The sequence below is a fragment of the Parabacteroides sp. AF27-14 genome (assembly GCF_003635425.1).
GTDB classification, from domain to species: Bacteria; Bacteroidota; Bacteroidia; order Bacteroidales; family Tannerellaceae; genus Parabacteroides; species Parabacteroides distasonis.
This window is the reverse complement of record NZ_QTLZ01000003.1, coordinates 25,762-41,753: the sequence shown is the minus strand read 5'-3', so window position 1 is coordinate 41,753 and position 15,992 is coordinate 25,762. Positions and strand designations below refer to the sequence as shown.

The following is a 15,992-nucleotide window of genomic DNA, read 5'->3' as shown; positions in this document are numbered from 1 at the left end:
CTTGTCAAAGTTCGGAAATTTGAATAAGCCGACAAAATTGATTAACGAAAAATTTCTGCAATGACTTTGAATAAAAGCAAAACAAGCGAATAAACGAACTAAATATCAAAGACTTACAGAACAATATGTTTCACAACATATTAGCTAATCATTCCCCAATTTATCTTCCTTGTGAACAGAGTTTTGAGCCTTTCGCTCAATATCCGGTGCTGTTCGGACAATAATTCGGGGTCTTCGTCAAGAACTCCTTGAGCGATATCCCGCGCATACTGAAGTATTTGTCCATCGGCCGCCAAGTCCGCTATTTTAAGGTCTATCCCCTCGCCACTTTGCCGGGTACCTTCCAGATCTCCATGTCCCCGGAGACGGAGATCCGCCTCAGCGATCTCAAAACCATTCGTACTGTTCACCATAATCTCCAGTCGCTTACGAGTGTCATTACTTAGTTTATAAGAAGAGACCAAGATACAATAAGATTGTTCAGCACCACGTCCTACCCGGCCACGAAGCTGATGAAGTTGAGAGAGACCGAAACGTTCAGCACTCTCGATCACCATGACGGATGCGTTCGGCACGTTCACGCCAACCTCTATAACCGTAGTAGCCATCAAGATTTGCGCCTCGCCGGAGATAAACTTCTGCATCTCGGTATCCTTATCCGCCGCTTTCATACGGCCATGTACCATACATACCTTATATTCTGGGAAGACCTCCTTGAACGTCTCAAAACCGGCCTCCAAGTCTTTATAATCCAGTTTCTCATTTCCTTCAATCAAGGGATATACCACATAAACCTGACGCCCCTTTTGTATCTCTTTCCGAAGGAACTCATACAATTGCGCCTTTTTATTATCATAGCGATGAAGCGTCTGTATCGGTTTACGTCCCGGAGGTAACTCATCGATCACCGATACATCCAGATCCCCATACAAAGTCATCGCCAAAGTACGGGGAATCGGGGTAGCCGTCATCACCAACACATGCGGCACGATCGCATTCTTCGTCCAAAGGCGTGAGCGTTGCTCCACACCAAAACGGTGCTGCTCATCGATAATCGCTAATCCCAACGAAGAGAAAACCACTGTCTCCTCAATCAGCGCATGCGTCCCGATCACGATCTGGATCTCACCGCTGGCAATAGCCGGTAATATCTTATCCCGCTCTTTCTTCTTGGTAGATCCGGTCAAAAGAGCGACCTTAACGTCCATATCTTTCAGGAATCCCATGATCGTCGCATAATGCTGGGTCGCCAATATCTCGGTAGGAGCCATCATACAAGCTTGGCAATGATTATCTATCGCCAATAGCATAGACAATAAGCCTACCAAAGTCTTGCCACTCCCCACATCACCTTGCAGCAGGCGATTCATCTGCCGCCCGCTACCCATATCGATCCGGATCTCACGAACTACCCGTTTCTGGGCGTTCGTCAACTCAAAAGGAAGATACTCTTTATAGAACGTATTGAAATAATGGCCGACCGTAGGGAAAACGATCCCTTTTAGCTTCAGTTTCCGAACGCTAGCGGTACGTAATATATTTAATTGTATGAAGAAAAGCTCGTCAAACTTCAAACGTAACTGGGCGTCACGCAACTTAGCGGCAGATTCCGGGAAATGGATATTCCGCATCGCCTCTGTCATAGACATCATATGGATCCGTTTCAATACGTCGGGGGAAAGCGTCTCCGGAAGTTCCCAGTTCAGCCAGCTTAACAACGTATATTGCAGGTTCTGGATCGCCCTGGAATTCAGAAACGACTTTTTCATCTTCTCCGAGGTATTGTAGAACGGGGTCAAGCCTCTCGCCACTTGATCCGCTTGGTCCAATAAATCAATATCCGGATGCGGTATGTTATAGGTATGCCCAAACTCCGTAGGCTTTCCGAAAACTATATACTCGGTATTGGGACGATACTTATCTGTCACATAATTCAAACCCTTGAACCAGATCAAATCGATCGTGCCCGTACCATCCGAGAACTTACCGACCAGCCGTTTACTCCGTCCCTCGCCTAGCGTATCGAAATAGAGAATCTGGCCTTTCAACTGGATATAAGGCATATTCCCACTGATCTCAGCTACTTTATAAAACCGGCTGCGATCTATATATTTATAAGGAAAATAAAAGAGCAAGTCCTCATACGACGATATCCCCGCTTCCTTTTGCAGGATATCCGCCTTCTTGGGTCCTACTCCCGGCAAGTACGTAATCGATCGCTTATCAAGGTCCAGCATAACATCTATGAGTTTTTAGGGTTTACCGGGCAAACATCGCTTCCGCTATTAACAAATCAAAGGGCGTGGTAATCTTGATATTCTCACGATCACCGGGAACCGTATCAATCGCATGCCCCATCGCCTCCACCACGGAAGCGTCGTCCGTAAATAAAGACGAATAAGGTTGCTCATAGGCTTTTGTCAATAATTCCAGATGGAAGACTTGCGGGGTTTGTACAGCCATATAGCGGGAACGGTCCACCGGATGGCTCCCTTTTCCATCTGTCTCACGCAGGGAATCAATCATCGGAACAACCGGGATAACGGCTCCCGTGACAGCCGCTTTATCAAAGCAGGCCTCAACAACCTCCGGAGAGACGAAAGGACGAACGCCATCGTGCACAGCGACCAAACTCAGACCGCTATCCTCCTCCCCCTTCCGACGCCTCTCCGCCAAAAGCCAATCCAACCCATTCTTAACCGAGAAGAAGCGAGTATCTCCCCCTTTCACGATCGCATGCGGGACCTTGCAGCCGATTTCCTTGCAAAGCATATTCCAATACGGCTGATGATCCTCCGGAAGCACAAGGATTATACGTGCGGAAGCATCCCAACGATGAAAAGCCTCTAACGTATGCATCAAAAGAGGTTTCCCCCGCATAGGAATAAACTGCTTCGGCAGATCTCCACCCATACGAAGCCCTTTACCCCCGGCAACGATCAAGACGTACTTATTCATCAATCCAATTCCTCCAAAACTTTTTTAACTTCCTCATCCACTTTATACAGCTTCTCCTTGCAGAGCTTGATCAGACGGGTAGCTTCTTTTACCTTCTCGGACAGGATATCGACATCCAAGTCTCCATTCTCGATCTCAGCCACGATCTTACGAAGTTTCTCGATCGCCTCGTTATATGTTTCTTCTTTCTTCGCCATATTAATTATGTATTTATCGGACGGTTATAAAACCACCCTCTATGGTTTGATAATACTTTTTATTTCACCATCGATGAAGCGAGTCGTCAGTTCTTCGCCGGCTCGCAAATCAGAGGCATGTTTGATAATCTTGCCATCTTTCAAGGCTAAGCTATAGCCTCGCTTTAAGATATAATCAGGAGAAGCCATCTTGATAAACTGTTCCGTAAGCTGGATAAAACGCACATCCTCGGAGAGTTTAGAGGTAATACCGTTTCGCAAGCGAAGTTCCGTATTCTCAAGCACCGACTGGCGGCGTGATAACAAACCCGATGCCATCGCAGGTAAACGGCTCGCTATCGTTTGCAGTCCCGAACGATTCCGCTCGATCCGGCTTGTCACGATAGAAGGGAAACGGGTCGCTACCAATTGTAAATAGTTTTTCTGTCGGGATAGAATATCCATAGCCAATAAACTCACGTCTTGACGCAAACTCTCCAACTCCTCACCAACGCTATCCATTCGGGAAATAAGGAACTCGGCGACAGCGGTCGGTGTCTTCATCCGGGTATGCGCCACCAAATCTACAACCGTATCATCCCGTTCGTGCCCGATACCCGTGATAATCGGTAAAGGGAATTGAGCGCAATTCGCCGCCAACAGATAAGAATCGAAGCTATTCAAGTCCGAGGTAGCCCCACCCCCACGGATAATCACGACCACATCAAAAAGATCTTGATGTTGATAAATCCGGTCTAAAGCCGCTATTACAGAAGCCTCCGTCCGTTCTCCCTGCATCAAGGCGGGGAATAATTTGGTATAGAACGGATAACCTCCTTTATTCCGTGTCAACTGATTCATAAAATCCTCGTAGCCGGCAGCCGTCGGAGAAGTAATGATAGCGATTCTCCTAGGAAGTAGCGGAAAAGGCAATTCCTTATTCAGTGTAAAGACCCCTTCCTCCTGCAATTGGCGGATAATCTCCATACGCTTACGCACCATATCACCTAACGTATAAGCCGGATCTATATCAAGCACCGTAAGACTCAATCCATACAACTCGTGGAACTCAACAGACACCTTCACCAACACTTTCAAGCCGGAAGCGAACATCTGACCGGTCTCCATCTCGAAATAAGGTTTCAACATACGAAACGTCTTCGCCCAGATAGACCCTCGTACCTTGGCCACCAATTGCCCGGTCTGCACATTCTTCTCCACAAACTCCAGATAACAATGTCCGGAAGAAGTATTCACCCGCACATCGCTCATCTCCGCACGCACCCAGCAAGTCTCCGGGAAAGCCCTCGACAACGCACCCCGTATACGAGTATTCAGCTCTAACAAAGATAGAGCCTCTTTCTCACCCGATAAGTTATTTAGATTCGGCCGCATATTTACGCTCTTGTTTATAAGCTTTGTACACATCCGGGATGCCATATCCCAACTCAGCGTCCGGTTGCTCAAACTTACTGCCGAAACGCTGCAAAAGAGAGATTATATCCTTATTCGTCAGACTGGGAAACGCTTGCCATAGACAAACACCCAACCCCGCTAAGATCGGCGTAGCGAAAGAGGTACCGTTCGCGTAACGGATATTCCCCGTAGGATCTATCACGCAACAGCCCGTACCCAAGGCAACCACATCCGGCTTCACCCGGTAATCCGCCGTAAAGCCAACAGAACTGAAATTACTTTTCTTCTTACGATCCGTGATAGCGCCCACTGTCAATATATCCGGGGCATCCGCTGGAAAGGTTATCTTTCCCCAGCTACCGCCCCCCTCGTTGCCGGCGCTACTAAACAACAAGATCCCTTTTGATGAAGCCATCTTAGCGGCACGACTGATCAAGGAAGTCCTCCCGTCCAATTGATCTTGATGATAGTTCAGGGCCTCTACATCAAAAGAGAAATACCCCAACGAAGAAGAGACCACATCCACTCCCACGCTATCGGCAAATTCCATAGCTGCCGTCCAATAATCCTCCTCGATGGGAAACTCCGAACGGCTATCCTCGCTCTTTATCAGCCAATATTCGGCTTGGGGAGCCGTACCGACCATCAAGCCCGGCGCATCAGCGGCCAAGCAAGATAAGACCTTCGTCCCATGATCATCCCCGATGAAAACGCTTCGGCCGGGGAAAACCACGTTATGCGTTCCTAATAACCGCAAGGAATCAAATACGCTGATCCGATCCACGTTCATGAAACCGGCATCGACCACGGCCACACGCATACCCTTACCCTTAAAGCCCGCCTCATGCAATTTGATACCGTTCAGCATCTTGATCTGCTCCTCGGCATAACCGTAAGGCGATTTCTCCGGTTTATCTATTGGCATAAACCGTGTCGTATCATTCTCCTCCCTAGGAATATCGATTTCCTCGTCACCTTTCCAGACCCATTTCACGGAATCCACGATCGGGAGGCGCAAGAGACGCTCAGCGACCAAGCTATCCGGACTGGACACCACGACCGTAGAGAACCATTTGCTCTCCAGCACCGGTTTTCCTCCATTGGCGGACAAGGTATCCAGATAAGCTTGAGCGATCGGCAAATCCGATTCCGACACCGATATACCTTGCCGGTTCCGTCGCTCAACAGACTCCTTGGAAAGATATTCCTCCGGGTTATCCAGCGTATAACCGGAATCCCCTTTATCTTTCAAATACACCCGAAAACGAAAACTTTCCCCCGCATGTACTCCCAAAGAAAACAAACTGAATACGAAAACGAATATTCCTATATATTTACTCATAGAACCTCACACAATTACGAATTACAAAGATAGATGATACCGCCGAATAAACAAAAAAGCCCGGCACTGGAATAGGCCGGGCTCATGTATAATTCTTCGTCTTATTCATTGATATTACAGATAGGGATCTCACGTTTAACACTTTGGCGTAAAGAAATCAAGGTCTCTGTAGCCGTAACACCCGGTATCTCTTGAATCTTGGAGTTCAAAAGCTCCATCAAGTGCTCGTTATCACGGGCATACAGCTTGATCAGCATCGTATACGGACCCGTAGTGAAATGGCATTCTACCACTTCGGGTATTTTCTCGAATTCCGGGACAACATCCTTGTACATAGATCCACGCTCCAATTTCACGCCGATATAGGTACATGTATTATACCCCAATATTTTAGGATTGATGTGATACCCTGAGCCAACGATCACATTCATATCAATCATGCGTTGAACCCGTTGATGAATAGCTGCACGAGATACACCGCACTCCTCGGCAACATCTTTAAAAGGAATCCTAGCATTCTTTGAAATAATGTTCAATATCTGCCGGTCCAGTTTGTCTATCTTCTCCATTTTAAATTCGCTTTATTATATGCATTCAGATTTAATGTATCAAAAGTATATAATAAATTTGAATCATATATCATTCTGAAAGAAAAAAGTAATCAATAAATAATAAAAGCGGGCAAAAAATGCTTTTTAGCATAATTTGCCCGCCTATTATCTTACAAACGTTCCGTTTCTATTTCTTCGCTACTTATTCTTTTACGATGTCAAGCAACTCAACCTCGAACTTCAATACGCTGTTCGGTTTGATATCTTGTCCTGCGCCACGTTCGCCATAAGCCAACTCAGCCGGGATCCAGAAGATATATTTAGAACCGACCGGCATGATCTGCAAGCCCTCAGTCCAGCCCTTGATTACTTGGCCAACACCGAACTCAGCCGGCTCGCCACGATCCACGGAGCTATCAAACTTAGTACCGTCCAATAGAGTTCCGGTATAATGAACTTTTACCTTATCGGTAGCGGTCGGCTTCGCGCCTGTACCTTCTTTCTCTACCTTATATTGCAAGCCGCTCTCAGTCGTGATAACGCCTTCTTTTGTCTTATTCTCCGCCAAGAACTTATCGCCCTCTTCTTTTGTCTTCTTAGCCTCGCGAGCCTGAGCCTCTACGAAGTAAGTCTGCAAATATTGTTGAGCCTGTTGCGGATTCATCTTCATCGCAGAAGAATCCCCTTTGATAGCTTGGATAAAACCAGCGATCAAATCATCTACGTTAGCCTCACCACCCGGCAAAGTCTTTAAGTTTTCCTTATAACCGGCACCTGTGCTGATACCAATAGCGTAGCTTGCGCTATCGATAGAAGTCTTCAAGCTCGCGCTTTTGTGAGAATCACCGCAAGAGGTGAAAGATGCGCCCATTGCTACAATCACTGTAGCGACTAATACACTTAACTTTTTCATTTTTCTTTAACTCTTATATATTATTTTTCGATATCTAATAACTCAACGTCGAAGATCAACGTACTATTCGGCTCGATAGCCTCACCTGCCCCACGCTCGCCATAAGCAAGGTTAGACGGGATAAACAATCTCCATTTAGAACCGACCGGCATCAACTGCAAGGCCTCTACCCATCCCGGGATTACCTGTGAAACACCGAATACGGCGGGCTCGCCTCTCTGTACGGAGCTATCAAACACCTGACCGTTGATTAACGTACCGTGATAGTGGCATTTTACCTTATCGTTCGCCGTAGGTTTAGCGCCTGTACCATTCTTCAGCACCTCGTATTGCAAACCGCTAGGCAACTCTACCACACCAGCCTTATGCTTATTGATAGAAAGGAACTCCTCACCGGCTTTCTTATTGATCTCCAGTTTCTCTTGTTGAAGCTTCATGAAGTAATCATTGATCACTTGTTTTGCCTCATCATAACTAAGAGCAGGTTTTGCCTCTGTTAAGACGTCATTCAATCCCTGTACAAAATCTTCCACTTGAAGATCCTTGATGCCTGAGTTCTGGAAATTATTTCCGATACTTAAGCCAAGCGCATAACTTACTTTATCCATTCTTTTTTCTTGTTCAACTAATTATAAGCCACAAAAGTAATGCTTTTAATCGTATAACAGCATTTTGTAAGAACTTTTTATTTCATTCAAAGCTTTTTACGAAATAAAGTCGTAACTTCGTAACTATTAATATATACATCTATACATTAAACAAGTAACAGATGAAAAAGTTAGTCATACTTACCGGAGCGGGAATGAGCGCAGAGAGCGGTATCTCCACTTTCCGTGACTCGGACGGGTTATGGGAGAAATACCGGGTGGAAGATGTCGCCACGCCGGAAGGCTTCGCCGCCAACCCTAAATTGGTTCTCGACTTCTACAACCAGCGCAGAAGAGAGCTATTGAATACGAAACCTAACGCCGGTCACCTCGGCCTTGCCGCCTTGGAGAAAGATTTCGACGTACGGATCATTACCCAGAATATCGATAACTTACATGAACGCGCAGGTAGCAGCCACGTGATCCATCTGCATGGAGAGTTGATGAAGGCATGCTCCGTAAGGGATCTGGACACGACCTACAATCTATCGCCGGAGAACCCGGATATTCATCTGGGCGACAAGGACCCTCACGGAAATCAGCTACGTCCTTTCGTTGTATGGTTTGGAGAGGCGGTACCCATGATAGAGCCTTCCATCAAGCTGGTGGAAGATTGTGATATTTTCGTGATTATCGGTACCTCCTTAAACGTCTACCCTGCTGCCGGATTACTAAACTACGTGCGCCGGGGCCAACCGATCTACTTGATCGACCCGAAAGATGTACGTACTTATCGCAACGATATCGAGCATATACAGGCCGGGGCCTCGGAAGGGGTCAAGAGGCTGACGGAGTTGCTTACGCAGAATTAAACAATTCATACACTCATTAGGTCTGACGAAGGCAAGTATAAACACGAAGTCCTTGGCATGCGAACACATTGCCAAGGACTTGTCTTTTTATCCGCTTCCATCCTCACGGAAGTACTTACGGATGAACTTTAATTTATTACTTTAGTATTAATATTAATCCAATTCCCGCCTGTTCATCCGTCACGGATTACTTGGATCGATACCCGCACGGGAATCGTATGATTATCTTATTTCGTTTATTTCTTATTTCACGATTGCCTTTACAGCCTCCTCACCATCAACAGCTACGGCTACGATACCGGCAGGTACAGCGATTGTAGCGTTATCGGAGGTAAGAACAGTCTCAGCGACAACCTTACCTAAGATATTCGTGATAACGATAGACTTACCGGCTGCGCCTTGAACGGTTACAGTACCGTTGCCGGCTACGATAGATACGCCTTCAGCGTTAGCGCCTTCGATAGATGTTACCATATCCTCAGCATCAGTCTTCTGATATGCGTTGAAGATCAAGGCACCGTCAGAACCAGTCTTAGCTGCGCTGAACTCTGAATCACCACGAGTTAATACCAAGCAACCGTTCTGCATCTTCAACCATGCGGCATATTGAGGAGCTATGGAACCGGCCTTAACTTCCTTGTAACCTGCAGTAGCCTTACCTTTATTACCCGTAACAGCAGCGTCAGCAGTCTCGGAATAAATGTTAGACTCGAACATGAACTCATTGTTCTCACCCTCTTTACCATCCTCGTAAGCTTGAGCGGCCTTATCCGGATTTACGTAACGGAATGACCAAGTTACGTTCTTATGGTTGTCGCCTCGCAAGTTTACAATATATGTCTCGTTGATCTTAGCTTTCTCATAAGCTTTGATAATTGTCTCAACATTCAACTCTTCCGGTTTCATGTTAGCGAAATCATTCACCAAGATGAACAAACTGTCGCCTGCGTGGATAGCCTTTACGAAACCAACGCGAGTATAACCACCGTCAATATCCATATACGGAGTCTTGTATTCCTTGCCTTTAATAAGGGCAGAGTCACCGAAACTTACCAAATACTTACCGTAGTTGAAGCCTTGGCTAGCAGGAGTAGCATGTGAGCATTTATCTGCCTCTACAGGATTTCCGGCGTTGTCGAAATGATTATGAGCATATGTACAAGGAACACCCGGAGTACCGGCTTGATCCTGACGAGCTACAGACACCAAATATTGAGGCTTGATATTGCCAGCGCCACGGTTTACCCAAGCGGTATCAACGATGAACGCCAATTTACCATCAGCTTTCTCCTTATTCCAGATACCAGCGTAATCAACCTTCTTATCTGTCAAGTTCTTATTCCACTCATCCATCAAGTATTCCTTACGGATCTTTTCTACGAAGAATAAGCTGTCAGCTGTCTCGCTCTCTTCCAACTCGGCGTTGTCGAAACGACGATACAATGGAGAGTTGTCAACCTCTACCGCAAAAGCGGAAGTACGGATCTCATTGTCAGTGCCATCATCGAACTTATCATTCAACTTTCCTTCCGTCAAATCCAACGTGTTATCATCCACAGAAACCTTGACAGTAGCATAATCCGTTGATTTGTGTTTTTGTTCAGCAACTGAAGTTAATTCAATCTCGTCAAATATGACTTTACTTTCATCTTCATTCAACGTATACACATAAGCCTTCTTGATCTCGCTGTTGTCCTTAATTAAACGATAGCCATCCTTGTCGTAAAGAAGCGTATTTTCTTCGTCTTTCACTTTAGCAAGCTCCTTACCATCGATCTTACCTTCCTTAACCTCTTTACCTAAATAATCAGAAGTGAAGAATGAGCCCTCACCAACTGCATGCGTACGCTCCACAGCCTTCACTAACGCATAGTAATGCTTGCCATTATCGCAATTGTTCTCTTTCAAGAAGAACAAAGTAGGCTCGGATTTCATCATATACTTTTTAGCGTCAGAGTCATAAGAGATATAATGTCCCTTGCCATCAGATACATAGTAAGCGTTTCTTACCAAGCCATTCTCATAGCCATATTTGTCATCCTTGACTTTCAAGATCAAACGGAAATTGGACTTGCCATCATTCTCGTCTACACGTACGATAGAGTCCTTGCCTGCCGGGGTGTATAAATATTTGTCTAATGACAAGCCATGCAAGTAATTAAATGTATAGGTCTGCACCATAGCCTCGTTAGCGGTTACGTACTTATAACCCAACTTCGTATCCTTGACTAATTCGTCCGCTACCTTCGTGAAGGTCAATGTATCGGGCATTGTTCCATTGAAATAAAAGACATCACCGCTACCTTCCACCGCATAGAATTGGGTTGAAGTCTTAGGCAAAACACTTTCAGCAGACGCATCAGCTCCCCAATCATTGAACTCTCGGTTCTTGATCGTGACCGCAGACGTAGTAGAAACTCCATTCTTTTTAACCACCCATTGAGCAGCCGGCATATGATTGAAATCTTGTCTCTTAGCCTGATCAGCCCAGCCGAAATCACCAGCAAGGTTAGCCAACGCATAAGTACCGTTTTGGGCGAACTTCGGATTTCCTGCCTTAGCCTTAAACTGGACCGTATAAACACCATCGGGGATTGTAGTCGGTTTCAAACCTGTGAAACTCGTACCGATAGTAATCTTTACGTTTTGAGTTACCACACCTGTTTTTTCTTTTTCCGTCTCATCCGTATTCAATGACAATACATTTACACTGGCTAGACTAGCCATATAAATATACTTGTCGTTTACTACGTTTTCAGCGGATTGCCATTTCGCATTATCAAAGCTGTCCTTTATTCTTTTAGCATAAGCGGCATCTGTCTCATCCTCTCTGCGAGGCACTTGGTGCATAGCGTCCTTCACTTGGACATAAAGCTTGTCATCTACTGCATTATAAGTAAACTTATACTTATAAGAGCCTTGCAAACGTCCGTTCTTTAGAGTTGTATATGTAACTGATTCACCCTCCACGGTACCCGTAATAGATTTCGTATCCTTTAAAGAGCCATCGTCGTTTTTAGGCCCATAGGCATCATACGTATAAGTAAGCAAGGAACCATCTGTTTCCGTACCGCCATAATAAGTGGTATCAACAACAACATACAACTGCGCATCATCTTTTTTCTGGTCTTTAGCCTGTAAAAGTACATAGCCTTCAGTAGCGTCTTCCGCAACAAGGTCGGTCGCCGTCAAATGATTTTTCTTTCCAGAAGTAACCTCCGGAGTCATATTCAAACGGAAAGAGTTTTCAACTGCCGATTGCAACAAGGTATTTAAATCCTTTGCTCCTAATTCTAACTCCTGCGGAATATTACCTTGGTTCAATCCGATAGATAATACAGATGTTCCCGTTAAAGAAGTACTTGATCCCTTAACCAAGATCATCTTGCCATCAGACGATCTGGTCGCCAGATAAACATATTTATTACCATCCACATAAGAAACCAAAGTTTTGCCGCTGCCGTCAAGATCTTTCACTACCCACTCCGTAGCGCTACCCCCTAAAGTGGCTACGGCCGCCTCCTTAACTTTCTTAGCGGTTTTAGCCGCATCTACCGTTTCACCGTCTTCTTGCATAACAGCCTCTGCCGCCAAAGAAGGATCTACAGCGAAAGTCAAGCCTGTATTCTTGTTCACAAAAGAATAAACCGTTTGACCTAAAACGGTCTTCTTCTCCGAAACTGTCCAAGTAGCCTTGTTTAAGTTCTCCAATGTAAACTGAGAAGTCCCAGTCTCCTTTGTAATATAACCGAAGGTCGTTCCTTTTGTGATACCTAAGAACTTCGCCTCAGAACCGTTTTGAAACAAAACGGCCTCCCCTTTTTTAGGCGTTATCGTCGCATTAGGATCCGGAGTTTCTTCCGCAGCCATTGTAGCTTGCGGAGCAACTGGAGTTCCGACATACGCCGCTACCGTACCTACAGAGAAAGCAGATACAAGCATGGCGCTAGCCAAAAACGTTGTAAATTTCTTGTTCATAAATCGAAAATTTAATATTAATAATAGTGTTAATTAAATATCATTCAAGACCTTAACAAATCGTCGCTATTTAAAAACGACTAGTCTAAACGATCGTTTAAACTAGTCGTTTCTATCCCATAAAAAATTCTCAAATATCAACGTATTTAACTATACATTAATGTACGAGCGTACATTAAAAGAACAATTCATTTCTACTTTCAATTATCTATTTATATTTTACTTCCAATACAGACTATTTCCCGCGAATCTCCCTGTCAGTAAAACAGCATTCATACAATCCTTTTGACTGAAATAAAGCGCATATCGTGACATAGGCTATTCGTAAAAGAGGCAAGATAATGAGAAAAAGGAGGTTGTAAGCGGCGTTTTATGCGGCAAAGTACTACTTTTTACACACGAGTATCGACAAAAGCCTACACTATCGGTCGTGTTTGGCAACGCCAATAGTGCCGTTAGGCATCGTGAATAGTCAAGAATAGGGTCGTGAACTATCAAGAATAACCATCATAACCCTGTCACTTCCCTATCGTAACCCATTGAGATAGGTTTTTCATCCCATAAAATAGGAATTAGGATGAGCTAGTTTCGCTAGAACAAAAGAGCATCTTTTGATATCCAACTATCCAACAAGCGATTAAATATATTTTAACTCAAATTTAAGAGTAGACTGTACATTCCCCCGCAATAATCGATTCTACGGGCGTTAAGATTACAAACTGTCAAAAAGAAAGAACTCGACACTAGGAGCCATTGGCTATCAATTCAGTCAAATAAAACAGCCTCTTTCCTTATTTCTTCTCCAATATGACTATATATTCATTGCACATCGTACTAACCTTCTTCCCTGCCACATTAGTAGGACTTGTTTTGGAAGGCATCCTTTTGTTAGGTATTTCTCTAACAATAGTATCGATATGTGTAAAACCATTCTTCTCAAACATTTCAGCAGTAAAGTAATCTAATGGAATTTGAACCCCCTTAACCGTTCTGTTCCCTACGACATAACAAACGACTCCACCACTCTTTATTACAGACGCGACATTCTTTATAGAACAACTATAATCATTAAGAAACGAGACCACTTCCAAATTTCTCTTTGGGTCAATGCTCTTTATTTCGTCCAGTTCAGATTTAATGCTTTTAGTCTCAAAAAGTTCCTCTTTCTGAACTCGTCCCCCCATTAGGAGATTATCTAGTGTTTTAGCATTTTCAAAATTGAACCATTCATTTGCCCACCTTGAAAATTGTCCATAAGCAACGGTTGTTCTACTATCGCCATAAGGCGGAGAGGTTACAACCATATCAACACTATTCGACTGTATTATATCGGAAGGGATTTCTATAGTACTATTAAAGTCATAGATACCTATATTACATGGATATTTTATACTATTAAACTCCTCAAGTCCATTTATATTTCTTATAACCTTTTCTTCAAACAATCGAAAGACATCCGGTTTGAAGTCTTTAATTTTCTCTTCCTTCATCCTAAACCGCTTAAATTCTCCATTCCTCGTAAACGATACCTCTCTAACAGTCTCGGAAAGAGGAACTTTAAAGAAATCAGCGAAATCCAAAGCCACACATTCATTAATTACTTGATAAATATAAGAAAGGCGCAAAAGGCTATCTCTGGAATACCAATAAGTATAATTAGAAATATTATCGAAGTTCTTATTCTTGACCTTATCTTCAGAATACTCAAAGAACAAGGCTTGCATCATTGAAAAAGTATCTCTGATACAAGATAAATCATAATGGGTTGTTTTTACATGGCTCATCAATCTAGCCAATGGATTAAGGTCTGTTCCTATCGCGTTTATACCTTTTATAGAAGCCTCAACTAACGATGTACCGCTTCCCATATATGGATCAAAAAGTAGCTCAACTCCATCCTCTGGCCTATATTCCTCTATTAGAGCTCTTGCTACTTGGGGAATCATCATCGCAGGATACGCATGATAGCAATGAGTAAATTCTTTGGTATCGGCATCCTTAAAGCTCCACCTATTATCAATCGTTCTTTTGTACATACCTTCCTTACTTATATTATGTGAGTGCAAATATACTCATTTGCTCACATATTGTGAGTACATAAGCATATATAAAACTATATTTTTGGGCAAAAATAACAATAATGATTAGAAAGACCGAGTATCAACTTGAAATCATCCTTAAGATAAAGGAGCTAAGAGAGGCCAACAATGTTAGCCAAAAAGAGTTGTCGAATCTCCTCGAAGTGGCTCCGGGCTTAATAGGGAGCATAGAAAGCCCTAAATTTCCACATAAGTACACCCTTAGTCAGATCTATAAAATATGCCACTATTTCAACATTACCATAGAACAGCTATTCATATCAGAGGAAGATTTTTCCAAAGATAGAGATATTATTGACTTACTCATATTTAATATAATACGTTATGGAGAATAAGGATTTTATTATTTCAAAGTTCAAAGAGGTTAAATCCTTGGAATATGTTCCAAGCAATAGAGCCAACAATACTGGGATTGGAAAAACATTTGAAGATTACATCGGAGTTGTCGAGAACAATTTAGACGAGCCCGATTTAGCTGGATTCGAAATAAAATCTCATCGCGGCGCTTCATGCTCTTACGTTACCCTATTCACTAAAAGCCCCTCATTTCCCAAACGTGCGAATGCTTATTTAAAAGATAAATTTGGAACACCTTATGAAGATGCACCATCTATAAATAGCTTGCATACGTCTATGTTTGCAAATAGCTATAACACATATATGAAGAAATATTCTTTTAAACTCCTAAACAACCCTGTCGCCAAGACAATATTAATAGGAGTATTTGACTTAAATACAAAAGAGCTGTTAGATTGTAGCGTAGGTTACACCTATCAAGACATTCAAAAAGCACTAACAAAGAAGCTAAAGAACTTATTATATGTAACTGCCCAAACGAAAAAAGAAGGAGGTAAGGAACTCTTCTACTTCAATAAAGCCGATATATATACAGAGCCATCATTTGAGCGTTTTATATCACTCTTAACCGATGGGAAGATAATGTATGATATAAGAATCGGGAGCTATAAATCTGGCCCCAAATATGGTATGCCGCACGATCATGGGAGTGGATTCAGAATATTAGAGGCTAATATCAGACTATTATATTCTGATCACGAAACCATAGAATAAAACAAGCTACGCTTCATTTGTTGGCTTCT

The 15,992-nt window shown here is 43.5% G+C and carries 13 protein-coding genes; 3 read left to right on the top strand and 10 right to left on the bottom strand.

Features of this window, described 5'->3' with window-relative positions; all coding sequences use genetic code 11:
• Positions 1-140: 140 nt before the first annotated feature.
• From recG to DWY79_RS04125, 8 genes are all read right to left on the bottom strand, one after another.
• On the bottom strand, positions 141-2,237 hold the full coding sequence (gene recG / locus DWY79_RS04160; RefSeq protein ID WP_122368902.1) for an ATP-dependent DNA helicase RecG: 2,097 nt from the start codon (positions 2,235-2,237) through the stop codon (positions 141-143).
• A gap of 22 nt (positions 2,238-2,259) precedes the next feature.
• Positions 2,260-2,958, bottom strand: coding sequence for a 2-C-methyl-D-erythritol 4-phosphate cytidylyltransferase (locus DWY79_RS04155; RefSeq protein ID WP_122368901.1), 699 nt, complete (start codon positions 2,956-2,958; stop codon positions 2,260-2,262).
• Positions 2,958-3,155, bottom strand: a complete 198-nt coding sequence (gene xseB, locus DWY79_RS04150; protein ID WP_005860969.1) for an exodeoxyribonuclease VII small subunit — start codon at positions 3,153-3,155, stop codon at positions 2,958-2,960. The genes DWY79_RS04155 and xseB overlap by 1 nt, the downstream gene beginning before the upstream one ends.
• A gap of 39 nt (positions 3,156-3,194) precedes the next feature.
• Positions 3,195-4,529, bottom strand: coding sequence for an exodeoxyribonuclease VII large subunit (gene xseA, locus DWY79_RS04145; protein WP_121960971.1), 1,335 nt, complete (start codon positions 4,527-4,529; stop codon positions 3,195-3,197).
• Positions 4,510-5,892, bottom strand: a complete 1,383-nt coding sequence (locus DWY79_RS04140) for a S8 family serine peptidase (RefSeq protein WP_008773976.1) — start codon at positions 5,890-5,892, stop codon at positions 4,510-4,512. Before DWY79_RS04140 ends, xseA begins: the two co-directional genes overlap by 20 nt.
• Before the next feature lie 101 nt (positions 5,893-5,993).
• Complete coding sequence (locus DWY79_RS04135) at positions 5,994-6,461, bottom strand: Lrp/AsnC family transcriptional regulator (RefSeq protein ID WP_005860962.1); 468 nt, start codon at positions 6,459-6,461, stop codon at positions 5,994-5,996.
• Between the two features lie 184 nt (positions 6,462-6,645).
• Positions 6,646-7,356: an FKBP-type peptidyl-prolyl cis-trans isomerase gene (locus tag DWY79_RS04130; protein WP_005860960.1), complete on the bottom strand. Its 711-nt coding sequence runs from the start codon at positions 7,354-7,356 to the stop codon at positions 6,646-6,648.
• A 20-nt stretch (positions 7,357-7,376) separates the two neighbouring features.
• Positions 7,377-7,964, bottom strand: a complete 588-nt coding sequence (locus tag DWY79_RS04125) for an FKBP-type peptidyl-prolyl cis-trans isomerase (protein ID WP_005866557.1) — start codon at positions 7,962-7,964, stop codon at positions 7,377-7,379.
• Between the two features lie 161 nt (positions 7,965-8,125).
• Here DWY79_RS04125 and DWY79_RS04120 point away from each other — a divergent pair, with 161 nt between their 5' ends.
• Positions 8,126-8,815 carry an NAD-dependent deacylase gene (locus DWY79_RS04120; RefSeq protein WP_005866555.1) on the top strand — a complete coding sequence of 230 codons (690 nt, stop codon included), beginning with the start codon at positions 8,126-8,128 and terminating at the stop codon, positions 8,813-8,815.
• Between the two features lie 243 nt (positions 8,816-9,058).
• Here the strand turns inward: DWY79_RS04120 and DWY79_RS04115 are convergent, their stop codons facing one another.
• Both DWY79_RS04115 and DWY79_RS04110 read right to left on the bottom strand, forming a co-directional pair.
• A complete protein-coding gene (locus DWY79_RS04115) occupies positions 9,059-12,793 on the bottom strand; it encodes a DUF6383 domain-containing protein (RefSeq protein WP_048927871.1) in 3,735 nt (1,244 codons plus the stop codon).
• 791 nt (positions 12,794-13,584) lie between these two features.
• Positions 13,585-14,829, bottom strand: a complete 1,245-nt coding sequence (locus tag DWY79_RS04110) for a DNA methyltransferase (RefSeq protein ID WP_122368900.1) — start codon at positions 14,827-14,829, stop codon at positions 13,585-13,587.
• 104 nt (positions 14,830-14,933) lie between these two features.
• Between DWY79_RS04110 and DWY79_RS04105 the strand changes: the two genes are divergently transcribed.
• Together DWY79_RS04105 and DWY79_RS04100 are read left to right on the top strand one after the other, a co-directional pair.
• On the top strand, positions 14,934-15,227 hold the full coding sequence (locus DWY79_RS04105; protein ID WP_005860945.1) for a helix-turn-helix transcriptional regulator: 294 nt from the start codon (positions 14,934-14,936) through the stop codon (positions 15,225-15,227).
• The gene (locus DWY79_RS04100; protein ID WP_005860943.1) at positions 15,217-15,963 is read left to right on the top strand and encodes an MvaI/BcnI restriction endonuclease family protein; all 747 of its coding nucleotides are present in this window, start codon (positions 15,217-15,219) and stop codon (positions 15,961-15,963) included. The genes DWY79_RS04105 and DWY79_RS04100 overlap by 11 nt, the downstream gene beginning before the upstream one ends.
• The last annotated feature ends 29 nt before the right edge of the window (positions 15,964-15,992 follow it).

Bases quoted from the DNA above. Each gene is read 5' to 3' on its own strand.
- DWY79_RS04100 (WP_005860943.1), top strand. From the start codon at position 15,217: ATGGAGAATAAGGATTTTATTATTTCAAAGTTCAAAGAGGTTAAATCC.
- DWY79_RS04115 (WP_048927871.1), bottom strand. From the start codon at position 12,793: ATGAACAAGAAATTTACAACGTTTTTGGCTAGCGCCATGCTTGTATCT.
- DWY79_RS04140 (WP_008773976.1), bottom strand. From the start codon at position 5,892: ATGAGTAAATATATAGGAATATTCGTTTTCGTATTCAGTTTGTTTTCT.
- xseB (WP_005860969.1), bottom strand. From the start codon at position 3,155: ATGGCGAAGAAAGAAGAAACATATAACGAGGCGATCGAGAAACTTCGT.
- DWY79_RS04130 (WP_005860960.1), bottom strand. From the start codon at position 7,356: ATGAAAAAGTTAAGTGTATTAGTCGCTACAGTGATTGTAGCAATGGGC.
- DWY79_RS04120 (WP_005866555.1), top strand. From the start codon at position 8,126: ATGAAAAAGTTAGTCATACTTACCGGAGCGGGAATGAGCGCAGAGAGC.
- DWY79_RS04135 (WP_005860962.1), bottom strand. From the start codon at position 6,461: ATGGAGAAGATAGACAAACTGGACCGGCAGATATTGAACATTATTTCA.
- DWY79_RS04125 (WP_005866557.1), bottom strand. From the start codon at position 7,964: ATGGATAAAGTAAGTTATGCGCTTGGCTTAAGTATCGGAAATAATTTC.
- DWY79_RS04155 (WP_122368901.1), bottom strand. From the start codon at position 2,958: ATGAATAAGTACGTCTTGATCGTTGCCGGGGGTAAAGGGCTTCGTATG.
- recG (WP_122368902.1), bottom strand. From the start codon at position 2,237: ATGCTGGACCTTGATAAGCGATCGATTACGTACTTGCCGGGAGTAGGA.
- DWY79_RS04110 (WP_122368900.1), bottom strand. From the start codon at position 14,829: ATGTACAAAAGAACGATTGATAATAGGTGGAGCTTTAAGGATGCCGAT.
- xseA (WP_121960971.1), bottom strand. From the start codon at position 4,529: ATGCGGCCGAATCTAAATAACTTATCGGGTGAGAAAGAGGCTCTATCT.
- DWY79_RS04105 (WP_005860945.1), top strand. From the start codon at position 14,934: ATGATTAGAAAGACCGAGTATCAACTTGAAATCATCCTTAAGATAAAG.